The following is a 20,058-nucleotide window of genomic DNA, read 5'->3' as shown; positions in this document are numbered from 1 at the left end:
GGCGACTGTCCACGGCGCCGGACCGACGGTGCCGTCCGGTGCCGTCCGGCAGGGCCCCGGCAGAGACGAGGCGTGTTCGATGGACAAGGTGGTCCCCACTGCCGCCCAGGCGGTGGCCGACGTGGGCGACGGCGCGTCGCTGGCGGTGGGCGGATTCGGGCTCAGCGGCGTGCCGAACGTGCTGATCCAGGCGCTGTACGAGCGCGGGAGCGGCACCCTGTCGGTCGTCTCGAACAACTGCGGCGCGCTGGAGTCCGGCCTCGCCGTGCTCCTCGCGGCCGGCCGGATCGCCCGGGTGACCGGCTCCTACATCGGCGCCAACAAGGAGTTCGCCCGCCAGTACCTGGCCGGCGAGCTGGAGGTGGAGCTGATCCCGCAGGGCACGCTGGCCGAGCGGCTGCGGGCCGGCGGCGCCGGGATCCCCGCCTTCTACACCCCCGCCGGTGTCGGCACCCAGGTCGCCGACGGCGGACTGCCCTGGCGCTACGACGGGCAGGGCGGCGTCGCCCTCGCCTCGCCGCCGAAGGAGGTCCGCGACTTCGACGGCGCCTCCTACGTCCTGGAGCGCGGCATCCGCACCGACTTCGCGCTGGTCCGCGCCGCCCGCGGCGACCGGCACGGGAACCTGGTGTTCGCCAAGTCCGCCCGCAACTTCAACCCGCTGGCCGCCATGGCGGGCAGGGTGACCGTCGCGGAGGTCGAGGAACTGGTCGAGCCGGGCGAGCTGGACCCGGACGCGGTGCACCTGCCCGGCGTCTTCGTGCAGCGCGTGGTCGCGCTCACCGCCGAACAGGCCGCCGACAAGCGGATCGAGAAGCGGACGGTGAGCGCGTGATGGCCTGGACCCGTGAGGAGATGGCCGCCCGTGCGGCGCGCGAGCTGCGCGACGGCCAGTACGTCAACCTCGGCATCGGTCTGCCGACGCTCATCCCGAACCACCTGCCGCCGGGCGTCGAGGTGGTGCTGGAGTCGGAGAACGGCATCCTGGGCACCGGCCCCTACCCGCCCGAGGACGCCGTCGACCCGGACCTGATCAACGCCGGCAAGGAGACCGTCACGGTGCTGCCGGGCGCCTCCTTCTTCGACTCGGCGCTGTCCTTCGCGATGATCCGCGGCGGGCACATCGACGTGGCCGTGCTCGGCGCGATGCAGGTGTCCGCGGGCGGCGACCTGGCCAACTGGGCGGTCCCGGGCAAGATGATCACCGGGATCGGCGGGGCGATGGACCTGGTGCACGGTGCCCGCACGGTCGTCGTCGTGATGACCCACACCGCCAAGGACGGCTCCCCGAAGATCGTCCAGCGGTGCACGCTGCCGCTGACCGGCGCGGCCTGCGTCGACCGGATCGTCACCGACCTCGGCGTCCTGGACGTCACCGGCGACGGACTCGTCCTCGTCGAGACCGCGCCCGGGGTCACCACCGAGGAGATCACCGCCAGGACCGACGCCGAGGTCCGTGTCCCCGGAGAGCCGCGATGACCAGGACCGTCTATGTCGTCGACGCCGTCCGCACCCCCTTCGGCCGCTACGGCGGCGCCCTGGCCCAGGTGCGCCCGGACGACCTGGCCGCGCACGCCCTGCGCGCGCTCCTCGCCCGCACCCCCGGCCTGGACCCGGCGCGGATCGAGGACGTGTACCTCGGCAACGCCAACGGCGCGGGCGAGGAGAACCGCAACGTCGGCCGCATGGCCGCCCTGCTCGCCGGGCTGCCCACCTCCGTGCCCGGCGTGACCGTCAACCGGCTGTGCGCCTCCGGCCTGGAGGCGGTGGTCCAGGCGGCCCGCGCCGTCGCCGTCGGGGACGCCTCCGTCGTCGTGGCGGGCGGGGTCGAGTCCATGACCCGCGCCCCCTACGTACTGCCCAAGGCGGAGGGCCCCTTCCCGGCCGGGCACACCGAGCTGTACTCGACCACGCTGGGCTGGCGCATGGTCAACCCGCGTATGGAGCCGCAGTGGACGGTCCCGCTGGGCGAGTCCGCCGAACTGATCGCCGGCAAGCACGCGATCAGCCGCGCGCAGCAGGACGAGTTCGCCCTGCACAGCCACCGCAAGGCCGCCGCCGCGCAGCGGGCCGGGCTGTTCGACGCCGAGCTGGCGCCGCTGACGCTGCCCCGGCGCAAGGGCGAGCCGGTGGTGTTCGCCGCCGACGAGTCCGTACGGCCGGACACCTCCCCGGCGGCGCTGGCGGCCCTGAAACCGGCGTTCCGCACGGAAGGCGGCACGGTCACCGCGGGCAACGCCTCCCCGCTGAACGACGGCGCCGCCGCCCTGCTGCTGACCGACGAGGAGGGTCTGCGGGCCACCGGCCGCGAGCCACTGGCCCGGATCTCGGCCACCGGTGTCAGCGCCACCGACCCGCACTACTTCGGGCTCGCCCCCGTCGAGGCCGTCCGGCGCGCCCTGGCCAGGGCCGGGAGGAGCTTCGCCGACCTGGACGTCCTCGAACTCAACGAGGCGTTCGCCGCGCAGGTGCTCGGCTGCCTCGCCGAGTGGCCCGCGCTCGACCCGGCCGTCCTCAATCCGCAGGGCGGCGCCATCGCCCTCGGCCACCCGCTCGGCGCCTCGGGCGCCCGGCTCGCCGGCACCGTCGCCCACCAGCTCGCCCGCAAGGGCTCGGGCACCGGCATGGCCACCCTCTGCATCGGCGTCGGACAGGGCCTCGCCCTCGTCCTGGAGCGCTAGGAGACCGCCCCATGACCCTCACCCAGCAGGACATCGACCAGGAGATCGCGGCCGAGCACGCCGCGTACGAGAAGCGGCTCGCCCAGGGCGCCCCCGTCGAGCACCACCCGCGCCGCGACTACGCGCCCTACCGCTCCTCGGTGCTGCGCCACCCGAAGCAGCCGCTGGTGGCCATCGACACCGCCCGGGACCCGGAACTGGTCGAGCTGACCTCGCCCGCCTTCGGCGAACGGGACCTCACCGAGACCGACAACGACCTCACCCGGCAGCACACCGGGGAACCGGTCGGCGAACGCATCACCGTCTCGGGCCGGCTCCTGGACCGCGCCGGACGTCCGGTGCGCGGCCAGCTCGTCGAGATCTGGCAGGCCAACTCAGCGGGCCGCTACGCCCATCGGCGCGAGCAGCACGACGCCCCGCTCGACCCGAACTTCACCGGCGTCGGCCGCACCCTGACCGACGCCGACGGCCGCTACCGCTTCACCACCATCCAGCCCGGCCCCTACCCGTGGCGCAACCACCTCAACGCCTGGCGGCCCGCGCACATCCACTTCTCCGTCTTCGGCGCGGCGTTCACCCAGCGTCTGGTGACGCAGATGTACTTCCCGAACGACCCGCTCTTCCCGTACGACCCGATCCTCCGGTCCGTGACGGACGACGCCGCCCGGCAGCGGCTGGTCGCCGCCTACGACCACAGCCTGTCCGTACCGGAGTTCTCCCTCGGCTACCGCTGGGACATCGTGCTCGACGGCCCCGCCGCCACCTGGCTCGAAGAAGGGCGCTGAACTGCCATGACGACGACCGGCACCGGCCGCCCCGAGGGCGCGGCACCCACCCCCTCACACACCGTGGGCCCCTTCTACGGCTACGCGCTGCCCTTCCCCGGCGGCGAGGACGTCGCGCCCCACGGCCATCCGGACACCGTCACCGTGCACGGGTACGTGACCGACGGCGAGGGCCGTCCGCTGCCCGACGCGCTGATCGAGACATGGGGCCCGGACCCGCAGGGGCGCATACCCGCCGTGGACGGCTCGATGCGGCGCGACCCGGCCTCCGGCGGCTTCCTCGGCCGCAACGGCGTGGAGTTCACCGGCTTCGGCCGGATCCAGACCGACGCGGACGGCCACTGGTACGTGCGCACCCTGCGGCCCGGCGCCCGCGGGGGCAACGCCCCGTACCTGAGCGTCTGCGTCTTCGCGCGCGGCCTGCTCGTGCACCTGTTCACCCGCATCTACCTGCCCGGCGACGACGCCGCCCTGGCCGCCGATCCGCTGCTCTCCCAGCTGGACGAGCAACGGCGCGCCACGCTGATCGCGGCGCGCGAGGACAGCGGGGCATACCGTTTCGACATCCGCCTTCAGGGCGAGGGCGAGACGGTCTTCCTGGAGTTCCGGTGACACCACCCGCACCACGACCCGACAGCACCCGCGCCGAGGCCGGGCTGCTCGCGCCCGGCTGGACCGGTTCCGCCGCGGCGGCGGCGACCGGCGACGCCGCCTTCCTGAGCGCGCTGCTGGAGGCGGAGGCCGCGCTCACCCGGGCGCAGTCCGCGCTCGGCCTCGTCCCCGAGGGCGCGGCCGAGGCGGTGACCCGGGCCGCCGACCCGGCCCGCTTCGACCTGCCCGCACTGGCCGAACGCGCCCGCGGCGGCGGCAATCCCGTGATCCCGCTGGCCGCCGACCTGACCGCGGCGGTGACCGAGGCGGCGGGCGAGGAGTACGGCGCCTGCGTGCACCGGGGCGCGACCAGCCAGGACATCATGGACACGGCCGCGATGCTGGTCGCCGCGCGCACCCTGGACCTGGTCCTCGCCGACCTGGCCCGCACCGAGGCCGCCCTCGCCCGCACGGCCGCCGCGCACCGCGACACCGTGCTGCCCGGCCGGACGCTGACCCAGCACGCCGTGCCGACCACGTTCGGGCTGAAGGCGGCCGGCTGGCGCTCGCTCGTCCTGGACGCCCGGGACCGCGTCGCGCGCGTACGGGACGCGCTGCCGGTGCAACTGGGCGGCGCGGCGGGCACCTTGGCGGCGTTCGCGGCCTACGGCGCCGAGGACCCGGCCGCGCTGGTGACGGCGTACGCCCGCGAACTCGGGCTGCGCGCCCCGCTGCTGCCCTGGCACACTCTGCGCACCCCGGTCGCCGACCTGGCCGGCTGCCTCGCCTTCACGGCGGGCGCCCTGGGCAAGACGGCGGCCGATGTGCTGACGCTGTGCCGCACCGAGATCGCCGAGCTGGCCGAGGGCAGCGGCGGCGGCTCCTCGGCCATGCCGCACAAGGCGAACCCGGTGCGCTCCACCCTGATCGCCGCCGCCGCCCGGCGCGCCCCTCAGCTCGCGGCCACGCTGTACGCGTCCATGGCCGCCGAGGACGAGCGCCCCGCGGGCGCCTGGCACGCCGAATGGGAGCCGCTGCGCGATCTGCTGCGGCTGGTGGGCGGCGCGGCCCGCGACGCGGCGGAGCTGGCCGAGGGGCTGCGGGTGGACGCCGGTGCGATGCGCGCGCACCTCGGCCTCACCCACGGACTGATCGTCTCGGAGCGGCTGTCGGCCGAACTGTCCGGGGTGCTCGGCCGCGCCCGCGCCCGGGAACTCCTCACCGAACTGGCCCGCCGGGCCTACGCCGAGGACCGACCGCTCGCCGGACTCCTCGCCGAGGTGCCGGAGTTGCGGGACACCGACCTGGCGGGCCCGACCGACCCCACCCGTTACACCGGCTGCGCCGGAACCCTCACCGACCGTGCTCTGGAGCGACGTTGACCGTGCACCACCGTGCCGAAGGCCCCGCCACGGCACCCGCCCTGCTGCTCGGCCCCTCCCTGGGCACCTCCTCGGCACTGTGGGACCGGGTCGCCCCGGAACTGGCCGCCTCCCACCGGGTGGTCCGCTGGGACCTGCCCGGACACGGCGGTTCGGCGGCCGGCCTGATCGGTCCGGGCGCGACCGTGGCCGACCTCGCCGCGCTGGTCCTGGAGCTGGCGGACGCGCTCGGCCTGGAGCGGTTCGCGTACGCCGGGGTGTCCCTGGGCGGTGCCGTGGGGCTGTATCTCGCCGTGCACCACCCCGAGCGCCTGACGTCCCTGGCGGTGATCTGCTCCTCGGCCCACTTCGGCGGGGCGCGGCCCTGGCGGGAGCGGGCCGCGCTGGTGCGCCGGGAGGGGCTCGCCGCGCTGGCCGCGAGCGCCGGATCCCGCTGGTTCGCCGGTGACTTCACCGTGCCCGAGCTGATCCGCGACCACCGGGAGGCCGACCCGGAGGCGTACGCCGCCTGCTGCGACGCGCTGGCCGCCTTCGACCTCACCGGCAGGCTCTCCGAGATCCGCACGCCCACGCTGCTGATCGCGGGCCGCCAGGACCCGGCGACACCGCCCGCGCATCTGCGGGAGATCGCCGACGCGGTGCCCGGCGCGGCCCTCACCGAGATCCCGGGCGCCTCGCACCTGGCACCCGCGCAGTGCCCCGAGGCCGTGCTGACCGCGCTGCGCACTCAGCTGGACGGCCCCGCCCGGCAGGGCATGCGGGTCCGGCGCGAGGTGCTGGGTGACGCGCACGTGGACCGCGCCCAGGCCCGGCAGACCCCGTTCACGGCCCGCTTCCAGGACTTCATCTCCCGCTACGCCTGGGGCGAGATCTGGACCGACCCCACGCTCACCCGGCGCGAACGCAGCATGATCACCATGACCGCGCTGGTCGCCCACGGCCACCACGACGAGCTGGCGATGCACGTCCGCGCGGCGCGACGCAACGGGCTGACCCCCGAGGAGATCGGCGCGGTGCTCCTGCAGAGCGCGGTGTACTGCGGGGTGCCCGCGGCCAACTCGGCGTTCGCGGTGGCCCAGCGGGTGCTGGCGGAGGAGCCGGACGCGGGCGGGCCGGGCGAGTCGGGAGCGGGCTGAGGCCGTCGCCGGGTCCGGAGTGGGTCCGGCACCGGGTCCGGGTGAGCGGGTCCGCGCGGGTGCGGGGCCGGGTGAGCGGGTCCGCGCGGGTGCGGGGCCGCTCAGTCCTCCTCTTCCAGCGGGAATCCGTTCGACTCCAGTGCCGCGCGGGCACGGTCCGCCAGACCGTCCGCGCCGCAGGACCGGGCCAGTGCCAGACCGCGCCGCAGCTCGGCCGCCGACCCGGCGGCGATGCCGTGCTCGACGCGGGCGGCGGCGTGTTCGTACTGGCAGGGTGACGCCTCCAGGTAGGTGACGGCCTGCGCGGCGAGAGCGACCGCCCGCGGGCCGGTCTCCAGCGCGGCGGCGCAGCGCAGGGCCTCCCCTATGGCGGTGTCGGTGCCGAACCGCTCGGCCTGGCGGCGCACGTCGGAGGCGAGCCGCGCGGCACGGTCCGGGTCCTCGACGGCGAGGGCGCGGGCCAGATCCGCCGCCCAGGGCACCATGACCGGATTGTGGTGGCCGCGCACGGCGGCGGCCTGCTCGGCGGCCTCCAGTTCGGCCACGCCCTCTTTGGTGCGGCCGGCGGCGAGCAGCAGCCGGCCGCGGACGCTGCGCGGGTCCGGGATGACGATGGTGGCCGGGTAGGGCGGCGCGAAGCCGTACCGCTCCGCGATCTCCCAGGCCTCCTCGACATGGCCGCGGGCGAGCAGGGTGTCCACCAGGTTGCAGGTGGCGGTCCAGTACAACGGCAGCCCGCGGCCGACGCGTTCGGCGATGGCCAGCGACTCGCGCAGGGCCTGCTCCGCCTCGCGCAGCCGGCCGCGCCTGCGGTGGCCGAGGCCCACGTAGGCGTACGCGAGGGCGAGGTGGCCGCCGTTCCAGTGGGCGTTCTCGTAGGCGCGCAGCGCTTCGTTGTAGAGGGCTTCGGCGCGGTCGAGGCGGTCGCTGTAGGCATAGGCGCTGGCGAGCATCAGCAGCAGTTCGATGCCCCACTCGGTGTCGGTCCAGCCGAGTCCGGGGGCGAGGCGGCCGTTGACGAGGGCGCGGTCGCACAGCTCCGCGACCTCCTCGGCGTTCTCTCCGCGTGCCATGGCGTCGAAGCCGCGCAGGATCAGCAGGGCGCGCTCGGAGTTGTCGCGTCCGGTGCAGCCGGCGGCGAGTTCGGCCAGCCGTTCGGAGCGGTCCGGGGTGATGGTCTCACCGGTGTGCAGGCCCTCCCACATGAACTGGACGGCCTGGAGGCGCAGCCGGACGGGGCCCGGCGGGTGCCGGGCGGCCTCGGCCTCGACCGTGTGGACGGCGTCCTCCAGCTGGTTGTTGTGCAGCAGCGCCTGGGACAGCCGCCAGACGGCGTCCACGCGGGTGGCGCCGTCCAGGCCGGGCATGCTCAGCGCCAGCTGGAGGTGGTCGATGGTGGTGGCCGGAGCGGTGAGCAGGGTGGCGCAGCCCAGTTCGTACAGCACGCGTGCGTGCACCTCGGGAGTGGGCGGTTCCAGCAGGGCCCGCTCCAGGCAGCGGCGGGCGGCTTCCGGGGCGCCGACGGCGAGGTGTTCGCGGGCGGCCTGCCGCAACTGCTCGACGAGTTCCTCGTCGTCGTCCGGGTGGACCTGGAGCAGATGCCGGGAGGCGGCAGCGGCGCCGAGACCGGAGTCGGTGACCACTTGGGCGGCGATGCCGTGCATGGCGGTGCGCAGCGCGTCCGGGATGGAGCTGTAGACGGCGGTGGCGATGAGCGGGTGCACGAACTCCAGGTCGCCTTCGTCGGCGCCCGCGGTGGCCGGATCGGGCTCGGTGAGGATGCGGGCCTCGCGCAGCAGTTCGGCGCAGCGCGCGGCGTCGTCGCGGTTCATGGTCGCGAGCCGGGCGACCAGCTGGACGGAGATGTCGGTGCCCAGGATGGCGGCGGCCCACGCGAACCGGGTGGCGTCGATGCCGAGTTCCTCCAGGCGGGCGACGAGGCCGCCGCCGCGGGCGGAGCGGTTCAGGTCGCGCAGTTCGCCCGCGTGCGCCTCGACCGGGTCCATCTCGCTGTCGCGGACCTTGGCGAGGAGTTCGACGGTGTCGTAGGGGTTGCCGTCGGTGACCGCCCACACCTCGCGGCAGAACGGGCCGTCGGCGTGGTCGCCGAGCGTGGTGCGGGTGAGCGCGGCGGTGGCCTCCGGGGAGAGGCAGCTGAGGGTGCGGACCCCCGCGGCGGCGGCGACCGTCTCCAGCAACTGGGCGCTGTCGCCGCTCACTTCGCCGGGGCGGCGGGTCACGACGAGGAGCACGGACAGCTCGGTGAGGCGGCCGGCGAAGGCGGCGAGCCAGCGCAGGCTCTCCTCGTCGGCCCAGTGGACGTCGTCGATCATCAGTACGAGCGGCCAGTCCCGCCCGGCCAGCCGGCTCACCGCGGCGACCAGGCCCTCGCACACGCTCCGCGGGTCGGCCTGCCCGCCGCCGGGTTCCGCTATGCCGAGGGCGGGCCCGGCGATGCCGTACCACTCGCCCAGGTACTCGCGTGCCTCCTCGGGCATCAGCGACAGCAGTGCGGGCTGGAGGAGTTGGCGCACCACGTTGAAGGGGACGGAGCGCAGGATCTCGCCGCCGCGCGCCGACCACACGGTGCAGCCGCGTGCCTCGGCGATGCGGCGGGTGCGGGCGAGCAGGGTGGTCTTGCCGAGCCCGGCCTCGCCCTGGAGGACCAGCAGTTCTCCGTGGGACGCGCGGTCGGAGCACAGGGCCTCCACCGCACGGAGGATGGCGGTGACTTCCTCGTCGCGCTCCCACAGGGAGGCCGAGGCGGCCGGTCCCGGCCGTACCTCCGTCATCCCGCTACCTCCCAAGTCGCCCGAACGACGTACGAATGCCGAGCCTAGCGGCCGGGCCGCCCGAGCGGAGCCCGGTCGGGCCACCTCTTGCCGTGACGGGTGACGGGTGCCGTGCGCGGCCCCGGCCTCCGTGGCGGAACCGGGCCGCAGCGGGGTCCCTCTCATACCGCTTTCACGGACGCCTCATACGGTGGGGGCATGACGCAGGTGACTCCTCCCGGGTGGTACCCCGACCCGGGCCAGACGAATGACGGTCCCGCCACCGAGCGCTGGTGGGACGGCAAGGCGTGGACGGACCGGGTCCGCCCGGCCGGTCCGGCCGCCGCGTGGGGTCCGCCGGCGCACCCGGCCGCCGGTCCGGTGCCCCCGGAGCAGCCGGCGCGGCCGCCGTCCTCGGAGCCCGGGGACGACGCGGGCGGGCCGCCGTACACCGGACAGCCGGGGCAGCCCGGCCCGCAGGGACCGCCGCAGGGACTGTACGGACAGCCGGGGGATCCTGGGGCTCCGGTGCAGCCCGGGTATCCGGTGCATCCGGGATACCCCGGCTATCCGGCGCAGCCGCCGGCCCGTTCGCGGCGCGGGCTGCGGACCGGGATAGCCGTCGCGGTGACCGCCGCGGTGCTGGCGAGCATCGGGGTCGGCGTGTACGCGCTGAGCAAGGACGACGGCGGCGGCAGCCGCGCCGGGTCCCAGCAGGGTCCCGGCGGGCAGCGCGGTCCCGGGGACCGGGAGGGTTCCGGCGGCCGGGGCGGCCCGTTCGGCGACGGTCCCGGCGGCTCGGGCGGGTCGGACGGCTCCGGGGGCCTCGGCGGCTCGGGCGGGTCCGGCGGGCCGGGCGGCTCGGGCGGTTCCGGTGGGTCCGGTGACCCGGACGGGTCCGGGGGCGGTGCCGAGGCGCCGAAGATCCGCAGCGGTTCGGTCGCCGACCCGGTCAACGGCATCAGCCTGCCCGTCCCGGACGGCTGGTACGGCCAGCAGATCGGCGTGGGCGCCCAGCTCACCTCCGACAGCGGCTACAAGTGCCCCGGTGACACCTCGAAGTCCTGCACCAAGGGCGGCGCCTACTCGGTGCCCGCCGCGGCGCTGCGCACCGCGGGCAGTACGCCCGAGGAGGTCGCCAAGGCCGACATCGAGGCCAATGTGAAGGAGTCGTACGGCGGGACGACCTACGGCGCGGTGACCTCGCACCAGGTGCTCGCCTCGAAGGCGGTGACCGTGGCCGGCCAGAAGGGCTATCTGGTGCGCTGGAAGGCGGTCACGAGCAAGGGCGCGGACGGGATCGTCGAGTCCCTGGTCTTCCCGTCCCCGGCGCGGCCCGGCCAGCTGGTCGTGGTGCGCTTCGGGGTGGACGCCGACCAGCCGCAGTCGCTGCTGGACGACATCACCAAGGGGATCAAGGTGTCCTCGGGCGGCGGCAGCGGCCAGAGCGCCTGACGCCGCGCGTCCCGCTTTGCCGGCCGGGCGGGCTCCCTCTCCGCTCAAGAGGGGCCGCCCGGCCGGGAGCGCGCCGCCCCCGTCCCCACGGTGCGGCGCGTGCAGGCCGTCGTCCGGTCATCCCGTGGACGGCGGCCTGGGTCAGGGTTCGAGGCCGAGTGCGGGCAGCACGGCGGCCTCGACGAACCGGACGAGGTAGTCCGGGTCGGCGTAGGTCCCGTCGATGACGGGCCGGATGCGTACGACGCCGAACATCTGCGCGGGCACATAGGCCAGCGCCGGGTTGTCCCGGGCCACCTCGCCGCGTTCGACGCCGCGGCGCAGGATCTCCCGCAGCGCGGCGATCTCCGGCTCCACGACGGCCTCGCGCAGCGCCTGCTTCAGCTCCGGGTCCTGCATGATGGCGTGCCCGAGCGCCTGGAGCAACCGGGTGTCCTTGCCCGACCACTCCCCCGCCGCCCGCGCGGCCCGGCGCAGGTCCTCGGCCAGCGAGCCGGTGTCGATCCCGCCGAAGCGGCTGCGCCGGTTGGCGCGCAGGGCGGCCACCACGAACCGCGGCTTGTTCTTCCACTGCCGGTAGAGCGTGGACTTGCTGCACCGGGTGGTGGCGGCGACGCCCTCCATGGTCACGGCGTCGTACCCGCACTCGCGGACCTGTTCGAGGACGGCGTCGAAGAACTCCTGCTCACGCTCGGGCGTGATCTTGGAGCGGCGCGAGGCGACAACCGTGTCCGGTCCGTCCGCGGCCTGCGACGTCATCGCTCTTCTCCTCGCTCGTGGCTCCAGCGCGGCTCCAGCCGCTCTCCAGTGTGGTTCATGTCCGGTGTGAGAGACCTCAGCCGTGTGTGAGAAGCCTCAATCGATACGCCAGTGTACCGGTACACCATCGTATCGGTACACTGGCGTATCGGTACGATGTCGTATCGATGCTTCGGGTACGGGCGGCTCGCCCCTGCCGGGACGCACCCACTCACCACACACGCACACACGGACGCGAAGGGGCCGGGGCATGACATCCCGAACCGAGGGCGCCGCCGCGGCACCCGCGCGGCCCGCGCGGCCCGCGCTCGTGCGCGAGCTGCTGCTCGTCGCGGGGCTGTTCCTCGTCTACAAGCTCGGCCGCCGACTGGCCGCCGACCACACCGGCGAGGCCTTCCGCAACGCGGACCACGTGTGGCACCTGGAACGTGCGCTGCACCTGCCCGGCGAGGGCGCCGTCCAGTCGCTGCTGCTGCACGGCGACACCCTGGTGCGCGTGGCGAACACCTACTACGCGACCGTGCACTTCCCGGCCACCGTCGGGCTGCTGGTCTGGCTCTATCTGCGCCGCCCGGCGCACTACGTCTGGACCCGCCGCGTCCTCGCCGCGCTGACCGCCGCCGCCCTGGCGCTGCACCTGGCGTTCCCGCTCGCCCCGCCGCGCATGCTCGCCGCCACCGGCCTGATCGACACCGCGCACGTGTACGGGCCCTCGGTGTACGGGCCGCCCAGGACGGACCATCTGTCGAACCAGTTCGCGGCCATGCCCTCGCTGCACTTCGGCTGGGCGCTGATGGTGGCCCTCGCCCTGGTCGCCGCCACCCGGTCCCGCCTGCGCTGGCTGTGGCTGCTGCACCCGCTGCTGACCCTGCTGGTGATCGTGGGCACCGCCAACCACTACTGGCTCGACGCGATCGTCGCCACGGCGCTGCTCGCCCTGGCCCTCGTCGCCCTGCCGCGGCCGAGCGGCCGGACGCTCGTCGTGGCACGCGGCCCCGGACGGCCCGTACCGGCCGAGGACGGCACGCTCGTGGGGGCCGTCCGATGAGCGCCGCCCTGCTCGCCCTGGTCCTCTCGCTCTTCTCGGCCGTCGCCTACGCCGCCGCCGCGGTCGCCCAGGAGCGGCTCGCCGCGCGGGCCGCCGCCACCGGCGCGCTCGCGCTGCTGCGCCGCGGCGCCTGGTGGGGAGCGGTGGCGCTGAACGGATCGGCGGCGCTGCTGCACGTGGTGGCCTTGAAGTACGGGCCGCTGACCGTGGTCCAGCCGCTCGGCGCGCTCACCCTCGTGGCCGCCGTGCCGATGGGCGCGCGGCTGGCCGGGCGGAAGGTCGCCGCCGCCGAGTGGCGCGGCACGGCCTGCACGCTGCTCGGTCTCGCCGCACTGCTGGTCGCCGCGTCCGGGCCCGCGCCCGAGCAGGTGCTGAGCCCGGCCGAGGCCCTGGCTGTGGCGGGCACCACGGCCGTCCTCATCGGTGTGCTGTCCCGGCCCGGCGCCCGGCCGGGCCTGCGGCACGCGACCGCCTCCGGCCTCGCCTCGGGAGTCGCCTCGGCGCTCACCCAGACGGTGACCGTGGCCGCCACGGACCACACCGGACCGCTGCTCAGCGCGCGGGTGATCGTGGTGGCGCTGCTGGTCGCGGCGTTCGCGACGGGCGGGCTGCTGCTCTCGCAGACCGCCTACCGAGGCGGTCTGGGCGCACCGCTGGCCGTGGTGACGCTGGCCAATCCGGTGGCCGCCGCCGTGATCGGTCTCACCCTGCTCGGACAGGGGCTCCAGGGCGGGGTGCGCGGGGTGCTGCTCGCCCTGGCCGGTGCGGCGCTCGCCGCCTGGGGCGTCGTCGAGCTGACCCGGGCGACCCCGTCGCGTACGGAACCGGCCGCGGCGGACGGGGTTCGGGTGCCCGCGACGGCGGCCGACACCGGGATCGAGACCGGGGCCGGTGCCGGGCTCGCGTCGGAGTCCGGGCCGGGGGCATCGCCCGCGCTCGCCGCCGTACCGGCGCCCGCACCCGGAACTCCGCCGGTACGGGAGAGCGTCCCCGCGCACCCGCGCACGCCCGCGCCCGCGCCCGCACAAGGCAGCGGCCACGAGGAGCACCCCGTGGCCGCTGTGCTGGCCCTGGAAGCCGGGTCGGCCGCCCGGGAACCGGCGCTGCGCGTGCGGCGCCGGACGCGCCGCTCCCGCCGGTCCGGGCCGGAACGCCTCAGCAAGCTCTGAGAGCTCCGAGCGCGCTCCGGGCCCGCGGCCGGGGCGTGTCAGCCCAGGCCGCGCGCGTCCTGCTTGAGTGCCGTGTCCACGGTCAGCGCCGTCGCCACCACGAGGCTCAGCAGCGGCTCGGGCAGCTGGTAGTGGATCTGGAGGACGTAGTTGTCGGCCGTCGTGAACATCGTCTTGGCCAGGCCCTCCCAGGTCTTGGTGATCCGGGCGACCTCGTTGTCGGCGTGGTCGACGATCGCGAAGTTCCAGGCCCGCCAGTTCTCCGCCTTGATGGCGCCGACCTGCTGCCCGTTCGCGTTCATCGCGAAGTTGATCTTTCCGAAGACGTTCTGCTGGACGATCTCGCCGACCTGCGAACCGTCCGGGCGGGAGACGATCACCCGCGACTTGAGGAACTTCGCGGGCCGGGTCAGCACCAGCTGCGGCTGCCCGTAGGCGTCCCGGATCTCCAGCCGGTGCGTCAGGAACTGGTCGATGCTGGAGACGAACCGCACGACCTTGCGCAGGGCGCTCTGGCCGATCTCGGTGACGACGCCGAGCCGGTTGCCGTTCTGGTCGAAGACCTCGTACTCGTTGGTCAGCTCGATCAGCTTGGCCTTCTGGTTCACCACGAGGACCGGCTCGCTGAACAGGGTGCCGCCGCCCACGTTGCCGGAGGCGACACCGGCCTCCTCCCGCACCTGCTGCTGCACGCGCGGGTCGAACCCGGCCTGCGGGGCCGCCGCGGGCGTCTGGGCCTGCGGCGGCACCTGCTGGGCGGCGGGAGCCTGCTGGTCGGCGTGGGTGTGCTCGGTCCACTGCGCGCCGTCCCAGTAGCGCAGCGTCTGCGCCGCCCCGTGGGGGTCCGGGTACCAGCCTGCAGGTGTGTTCGAATGCGTGGTCACCGGGGCACACTACCGCGAGCCGGCCGGAAAGCAACCGCCGCGCGGACGCCGGTCAGCCGGCCGCGATCGCGGGGTCGCTCACTCCGGGAAGGCCGTTCTCGACATGCCCGGCGAACCTCCGCACGAACGACGGATCGCCCGCGGAGGTGACCGTCAGGTCGTACCAGCGCCGGCTCGCGGCGAGGGCGAACCGGCGGCGCACCGTGGCCCCCGCCTCGACCGCGACCTCCACCGGCCGGCCGCCGTAGCCGACGGTCACCCTGAGCCGTGCCGTGCCCGTCCCCCGGTGGGTGAAGGTGAGCTCCACGTCGTCGCCCGCGTAGCGCGCGGTGACCTCCGGGCCCGCCGTGCGGCCGGGGCCGCGGAAGGTGCGCAGGAAGCCGTTGGGGCCGTGCACGGTCAGGTCGTACGAGCCCCCGGAGTAGGCCGAGTTCCAGGTGTCCGAGACGGTCCGGCCGGCCTCGGTGGTGTAGGTCCACGGGCCGTCGGTGCGGTTGCCCGAGGTGATCAGGAAGGCGGCCCCGGCCTGCGCTCCGGAGGCGAAGGACAGGGTGAACTTCCCGGCCGCCGGGTCCGCCGAACCGTCCACCACGGGCGCGTACTTGAGCGGACGGGCGGGCCGGCTGCCGGGTTCCTGGCGGGGCAGGGAGCCCTGGGCGGGCGGGACCGGGACGTAGTCGGGGTGGCGGTCGCGGTCCGGCGGCGCGTAGCCGGAGGTGTCGGGCAGGGAGACCGGGCGGCTGTCCACGCGGGAGAAGTCGAACGCGGCCGTCAGATCGCCGCAGACCGCCCGCCGCCAGGGCGAGATATTCGGCTCGCGCACCCCGAAGCGGCGCTCCATGAACCGGATGATCGAGGTGTGGTCGAAGGTCTCGGAGCAGACGAACCCGCCCTTGCTCCACGGCGAGACGACCAGCATCGGCACCCGCTGGCCCAGCCCGTAGGGACCGGCGACCTGACCGCCGCCGCCCTTGAACAGGTCCGGGCCCGGGTCGACGGTGGACAGCCCCTGGTCGGCCGAGTCCGGCGGGAAGGGCGGCACGAGGTGGTCGAAGAAGCCGTCGTTCTCGTCGTAGGTGATGAACAGGGCGGTTCTCGCCCACACCTGGGGATCACCGGTGAGCGCGTCCAGGACCTGGGAGATGTACCAGGCACCGTAGTTGGCGGGCCAGTTGGGGTGCTCGGTGAACGCCTCGGGGGCGACGACCCACGATATCCGGGGCAGCCTGCCGCCCTTGACGTCGGCCCGCAGTTGGTCGAAGAAGCCCTCGCCCCGGCTCGCGTCGGTGCCGGTGCGGGCCTTGTCGTGGAGCGGGTCGCCGGGCCGGGCGTTGCGGTACTGGTCGAAGTACAGCAGCGAGTTGTCGCCGTAGTTGCCCCGGTAGGCGTCCTGGATCCAGCCCCAGCCGCCGGCGGCGTCGAGTCCGTCGCCGATGTCCTGGTAGATCTTCCAGGAGACCCCGGCCCGCTCCAGCCGCTCGGGGTAGGTCGTCCAGCTGTAGCCCGCCTCGTCGTTGCCGATGACCGGGCCGCCGCCCTTGCCGTCGTTGCCGGTGTACCCCGTCCACATGTAGTAGCGGTTGGGGTCGGTGGAGCCGATCAGCGAGCAGTGGTAGGCGTCGCAGACGGTGAAGGCGTCGGCGAGCGCGTGGTGGAAGGGGATGTCCTGGCGGGTCAGGTACGCCATCGTCGTACTGCCCTTGGTGGGCACCCAGCGGTCGTAGCGGCCCCGGGCGTGGGCGGCGTGGCCGTCGTTCCAGCCGTGCGGGAGGTCCTGCACGAAGGCCAGGCCGAGGTCGTCGGCGTCGGGGCGGAAGGGCAGGATCTCCCGGCCCGCGGTGTCCTTCTGGTACCAGACCGGCTTGCCGCCGGGCAGGGTGACCGGGCGCGGGTCGCCGAAGCCGCGCACACCCCGCAGGGTGCCGAAGTAGTGGTCGAAGGAGCGGTTCTCCTGCATGAGGACGACGATGTGCTCGACGTCCTCGACCGACCCGGTGCGGTGGTGGGCGGGCAGTGCGGCGGCACGCTGGATGCTGCCGCTGAGCGCGGTGAACGCCGTGGTGGCGCCCGCGATCTGAAGGAAGCGGCGCCGGTTGACCTCGGGGGTGGGTGACGGCATGGGGGGTCCTCTCCTCCTGGTGTGCGGATGGCCGGAACAGTCGGAGTGCTGCGCGCCGAGTGTTCCAAGAGCACCGGACGGGAGGGAAGGGTGCGGTGTCACCTGTGGGAAAGCCGTCGGTACAACGGGGCTACGGGACCACCACGGGCGCGGCCGGTATCCGTTCCAGCACGCCGCCCGCGAACACGTCGTACAGCGGCAGGGTCTCCAGGTGGACGTAGCCGATGTGGCAGTCGCACACGGCGAGCGGGCAGGGGCGCGGGCGCAGCGCGGCCCGGTAGGAGCCGTCGTAGAGGTTGCCGAGTGCGGCGCGGACGAAGTGGCAGCGGCGCACGGTGCCCTCGCCGTCGACGGAGACGACGGACTCGCCGGTGCGGCAGGGCAGTCCGGCGCTGGTGTGCGGGTGGCGGCTGTAGGGGAAGAGCGGGTCGATCGCGGTCCAGCGGCCGGCCTCGGCGTCGTCGTAGACGTGTCCCTCGGCGGCGTTGATCCACAGATAGACGTGCGCGGGCAGGTCTGCGCGCAGGCGGCGGGCCTCGGGCAGGTGCTCGGGCAGGCCGACCACGCCGACGCTGAACCGGATCGAACGGTCCGCCAGGTCACGGCACTTGGCGAGGAAGCGGTCGTACGGCGTCTGGCCCGGGTGGTAGGTGCACCACAGGGCCAGCGTGTCCGGGTCGGCGTCGGCGAGCCAGTCGGTGCGGCAGCTCAGGTTGGTCTGGATCGCCACCCGCCGGATGTGCGGCAGGCGGGACAGCTCGACGAGTGTGCGCCGGTACCAGGAGCGCACCAGGCCCTCGCCCCAGGGGGTGAACAGCACGGAGAGCCGGTCGCCGCGCTGCCCGGCGGCCCAGTCGGCGAACCGCTCCAGGCTCGCGCGGTCGGCGCGCAGTTGCTCGCGGCTGTCGCGCCGCTTGGCGAACGGGCAGTAGGGGCAGTCGTAGTCGCAGGAGGCGAGGGGGCCGCGGTAGAGGAGGGTGAGGTCCATGGCGCGGCTCACTTGCGGGCGTAGGCGGTCATGGCGGCGCGGACCGCGGGCGAGAACAGCTCGGGTCCGAGGGCGTCGGAGTGGGCCAGGCCCTCCGGGGTGAGCCGCAGGGCGGTGCGCGGGTCGGTGGCAGCGAGCCAGCCCCGCTCGGCGAACCGGGCGAGTTCGGCCGGGAAGTCCTCCTCGGGCGCGGTGCCGAAGCGGGTCCGGTACTCGGCCGTGTCGAGGCCGTCGGCCTGGAGCAGCGACTGGAGCAGATGGCGGCGGCGGGCCTCGCCGGCGTCGACGCGGCGGCCGTACTCGGCGTGCGCGAAGTCGGCGGCGGGGCGGGCGACGTAGTCGTCGACGATGGCGCGTATCTCGTGGGTGCCGACCGCGTAGTCGAAGGAGTAGTGCAGGTCGGCGGTGTAGGAGCGGGCGCCGCAGCCCAGGCCGATCATGCCGTCGCTCTGGCAGGCGTAGTCGTCGGCGCCCTGCGGCGGGGCGTCGGTGCGGCGGAACATGCGCATGGACTGCTGGGTGTAGCCGTGGGCCAGGAGGTGGTCGCGGCCCGTCCGGTACAGCCGCAGCCGCTGTTCGTCCCAGGATGGGTCGGGTCCGGTGGCGCGGCGGCCGAGTCCGGTCAGCGGGCGGATGTAGAGCGGGTAGAGGTAGAGCTCTTCGGGCCGCCAGGCCAGGGCCGCGTCCAGGGAGCGCAGCCAACTGGCCTCCGTCTGCCCGTCGATGCCGTAGATCAGGTCTATGTTGAGCACCGGGACGCGCGCGTCGCGGATCCGGGCGAGGGCCGCCTCGACGTCCGCGCGGCGCTGCGGGCGCACCGCCGCCCGTGCCTCGGTGTCGTCGAAGCTCTGCACGCCGAGGCTGAGCCGGGTGGCGCCGCGGTCGGCCAGGACCTCCAGCCGGTCGGCGGTGGCGGTGGCGGGCGAGGCCTCCACCGACAGCGGGACGGCCCGCAGGTCGGCGCCCATGCGGTGTTCGGCGATGTCGCAGAGCCGGGTCAGCTCGGCGGCGGTGAGGAAGGTGGGGGTGCCGCCGCCGAAGGCCGCGGTGGCGAACCGGACCGGCGCGCCGTCCCCGAGCGCGTCGCGGACGGCGCCCGCCTGGCGCTCCAGGGCGTCCAGGTAGGCACCGGTCAGCCCGTCGGGGGCGCCGATGCGGGTGAAGAGGTTGCAGAAGCCGCAGCGCACCTCGCAGAACGGGATGTGCAGGTAGAGCGAGAGCGCGTCCTTGGGTTCGGCGGCCCACAGGGCGGCGAGCCGGGGGCGGTCGGGCAGCCGCCGGTAGGCCGTCTTGTGCGGGTAGGCGTAGACGTAGTGCTGGTACGGGCTCGGCGGTGCGGGTGCCTTCCCGGCGGGCCGCAGGCTGGTCACGGTGGTCATCGGGGGGCTCCGGAGGGGGCTCGGGCTGCGGTGGGGCTGGGGGGTCCGGGCTCGGCACCGGGTCCGGGCTCCAGGAAGAAGTGGGCGTAGGGCACCGTCCACACGGACTCGTGCCCGAGGCTGTGGCCGGTGTAGCCGTCGTCGCCGTAGGCCGTGCCGTGGTCGGAGCAGACGACGGCGAAGCAGCGGCGGCGGCTGCTCGCGGCGGCGAACAGGCGGCCGATGTGCCGGTCGACGTACTCCAGGGCGGCGGCGTGCGTCTCCCGGCTGTCGCCCGCCTCTCGGGTGGCGCCGGGCAGATGGAACCAGTTCGGCTGGTGCAGGGCCGACACGTTGACGAAGAGGAACAGCCGCTGCTCGCGGGGCAGTCGCCGCACCGCCTGCTCGGCGCACGCCACCTGCGCCTCGAAGGATGTCGGCGAGGCCACGCCGAAGCCGGGCTCCCAGTGGGACTCGTGGAAGAGTCCCGGCAGCACGGAGCCCAGCGCGCCCTGCTTGTTGAAGAAGCCCACACCGCCGACGCACACCGTGTGGTAACCGGCCTGGGCGAGGCCGGAGACGAGGTCGGGGGTGTCGAAGACCCAGGTGCCGTCCTTGGTCGTCTCGCTGCCCGCGAAGCTCGCCGCGAACAGGCGCGGGTGCGGCCCCGGCGCGGCCGGGGTGGGCAGGAAGCCGGCGAAGATCGCCTGGTGGGAGGCGTAGGTGAAGGAGCCGGGCGCGTGCCGTCGCTCCCAGTGGCCGCCGGGCAGATGGCGGGCGAGGTGCGGGATGCGGCCGGCCGCGGCGAGTTCGGCGGCGACGTCGTGGCGCAGGGTGTCCAGGGTGACCAGGAGCAGGTCGTGGCTGCCGACCACCTCGTGCATGTCCGGGCTCGCCCCGGCGGGTGCGGCCGGGGGTGCGGGGCTGACGCG

The 20,058-nt window shown here is 74.7% G+C and carries 17 protein-coding genes; 10 read left to right on the top strand and 7 right to left on the bottom strand.

The features are described from left to right. The first annotated feature begins 79 nt into the window (after window positions 1-79). From A8713_RS27125 to pcaDC, 7 genes are read left to right on the top strand one after another with little or no spacing between them, the layout of a single operon-like run. On the top strand, window positions 80-835 hold the full coding sequence (locus A8713_RS27125; RefSeq protein ID WP_064536284.1) for a CoA transferase subunit A: 756 nt from the start codon (window positions 80-82) through the stop codon (window positions 833-835). Then, window positions 835-1,479, top strand: a complete 645-nt coding sequence (locus A8713_RS27120; RefSeq protein WP_064536282.1) for a CoA transferase subunit B — start codon at window positions 835-837, stop codon at window positions 1,477-1,479. The genes A8713_RS27125 and A8713_RS27120 overlap by 1 nt, the downstream gene beginning before the upstream one ends. Then, entirely contained in the window at window positions 1,476-2,681 is a 1,206-nt protein-coding gene (locus tag A8713_RS27115) for an acetyl-CoA C-acyltransferase (protein ID WP_064536280.1), read from the top strand. Before A8713_RS27120 ends, A8713_RS27115 begins: the two co-directional genes overlap by 4 nt. A gap of 11 nt (window positions 2,682-2,692) precedes the next feature. Continuing rightward, the gene (gene pcaH, locus A8713_RS27110; protein WP_064536278.1) at window positions 2,693-3,466 is read left to right on the top strand and encodes a protocatechuate 3,4-dioxygenase subunit beta; all 774 of its coding nucleotides are present in this window, start codon (window positions 2,693-2,695) and stop codon (window positions 3,464-3,466) included. A 6-nt stretch (window positions 3,467-3,472) separates the two neighbouring features. After that, a complete protein-coding gene (gene pcaG / locus A8713_RS27105) occupies window positions 3,473-4,078 on the top strand; it encodes a protocatechuate 3,4-dioxygenase subunit alpha (protein WP_064536276.1) in 606 nt (201 codons plus the stop codon). Further along, on the top strand, window positions 4,075-5,439 hold the full coding sequence (gene pcaB, locus A8713_RS27100; RefSeq protein WP_064536274.1) for a 3-carboxy-cis,cis-muconate cycloisomerase: 1,365 nt from the start codon (window positions 4,075-4,077) through the stop codon (window positions 5,437-5,439). Before pcaG ends, pcaB begins: the two co-directional genes overlap by 4 nt. Continuing rightward, window positions 5,436-6,575, top strand: coding sequence for a bifunctional 3-oxoadipate enol-lactonase/4-carboxymuconolactone decarboxylase PcaDC (pcaDC, locus tag A8713_RS27095; RefSeq protein ID WP_064536272.1), 1,140 nt, complete (start codon window positions 5,436-5,438; stop codon window positions 6,573-6,575). Before pcaB ends, pcaDC begins: the two co-directional genes overlap by 4 nt. Window positions 6,576-6,676: 101 nt before the next feature. On the opposite strand, the gene A8713_RS27090 is transcribed toward pcaDC, so the two are convergent. After that, on the bottom strand, window positions 6,677-9,367 hold the full coding sequence (locus A8713_RS27090) for an ATP-binding protein (RefSeq protein ID WP_064536270.1): 2,691 nt from the start codon (window positions 9,365-9,367) through the stop codon (window positions 6,677-6,679). 198 nt (window positions 9,368-9,565) lie between these two features. On the opposite strand from A8713_RS27090, the gene A8713_RS27085 reads away from it, so the two are divergent. Further along, window positions 9,566-10,801: a DUF2510 domain-containing protein gene (locus A8713_RS27085; protein ID WP_064536269.1), complete on the top strand. Its 1,236-nt coding sequence runs from the start codon at window positions 9,566-9,568 to the stop codon at window positions 10,799-10,801. A 141-nt stretch (window positions 10,802-10,942) separates the two neighbouring features. Here A8713_RS27085 and A8713_RS27080 read toward each other — a convergent pair whose 3' ends face one another. Next, a complete protein-coding gene (locus A8713_RS27080; RefSeq protein ID WP_064536267.1) occupies window positions 10,943-11,560 on the bottom strand; it encodes a TetR/AcrR family transcriptional regulator in 618 nt (205 codons plus the stop codon). 250 nt (window positions 11,561-11,810) lie between these two features. Here A8713_RS27080 and A8713_RS27075 point away from each other — a divergent pair, with 250 nt between their 5' ends. Then, a complete protein-coding gene (locus tag A8713_RS27075; RefSeq protein WP_064536265.1) occupies window positions 11,811-12,608 on the top strand; it encodes a phosphatase PAP2 family protein in 798 nt (265 codons plus the stop codon). After that, window positions 12,605-13,777, top strand: coding sequence for a hypothetical protein (locus tag A8713_RS27070; RefSeq protein ID WP_064536264.1), 1,173 nt, complete (start codon window positions 12,605-12,607; stop codon window positions 13,775-13,777). Before A8713_RS27075 ends, A8713_RS27070 begins: the two co-directional genes overlap by 4 nt. A gap of 38 nt (window positions 13,778-13,815) precedes the next feature. On the opposite strand, the gene A8713_RS27065 is transcribed toward A8713_RS27070, so the two are convergent. The 5 genes from A8713_RS27065 to A8713_RS27045 form a co-directional block, all read right to left on the bottom strand. After that, a complete protein-coding gene (locus A8713_RS27065) occupies window positions 13,816-14,661 on the bottom strand; it encodes a phospholipid scramblase-related protein (RefSeq protein ID WP_064536262.1) in 846 nt (281 codons plus the stop codon). Between the two features lie 52 nt (window positions 14,662-14,713). Continuing rightward, window positions 14,714-16,780 (bottom strand): phosphocholine-specific phospholipase C, encoded by a 2,067-nt coding sequence (locus A8713_RS27060; protein WP_064536260.1) that lies wholly within the window; start codon window positions 16,778-16,780, stop codon window positions 14,714-14,716. 130 nt (window positions 16,781-16,910) lie between these two features. After that, the gene (locus tag A8713_RS27055) at window positions 16,911-17,768 is read right to left on the bottom strand and encodes an STM4011 family radical SAM protein (protein ID WP_064536258.1); all 858 of its coding nucleotides are present in this window, start codon (window positions 17,766-17,768) and stop codon (window positions 16,911-16,913) included. Between the two features lie 8 nt (window positions 17,769-17,776). Beyond that, window positions 17,777-19,147: an STM4012 family radical SAM protein gene (locus A8713_RS27050; RefSeq protein WP_064536256.1), complete on the bottom strand. Its 1,371-nt coding sequence runs from the start codon at window positions 19,145-19,147 to the stop codon at window positions 17,777-17,779. Beyond that, a complete protein-coding gene (locus A8713_RS27045; protein WP_064536254.1) occupies window positions 19,144-20,010 on the bottom strand; it encodes an STM4013/SEN3800 family hydrolase in 867 nt (288 codons plus the stop codon). The genes A8713_RS27050 and A8713_RS27045 overlap by 4 nt, the downstream gene beginning before the upstream one ends. Window positions 20,011-20,058 lie beyond the last annotated feature (48 nt).

Origin of the sequence: Streptomyces sp. SAT1 (genome assembly GCF_001654495.1) — a bacterium.
GTDB lineage: Bacteria > Actinomycetota > Actinomycetes > Streptomycetales > Streptomycetaceae > Streptomyces > Streptomyces andamanensis.
Note: the sequence above shows the minus strand (reverse complement) of the source record. Positions and strands in the feature narration are given on the sequence as shown.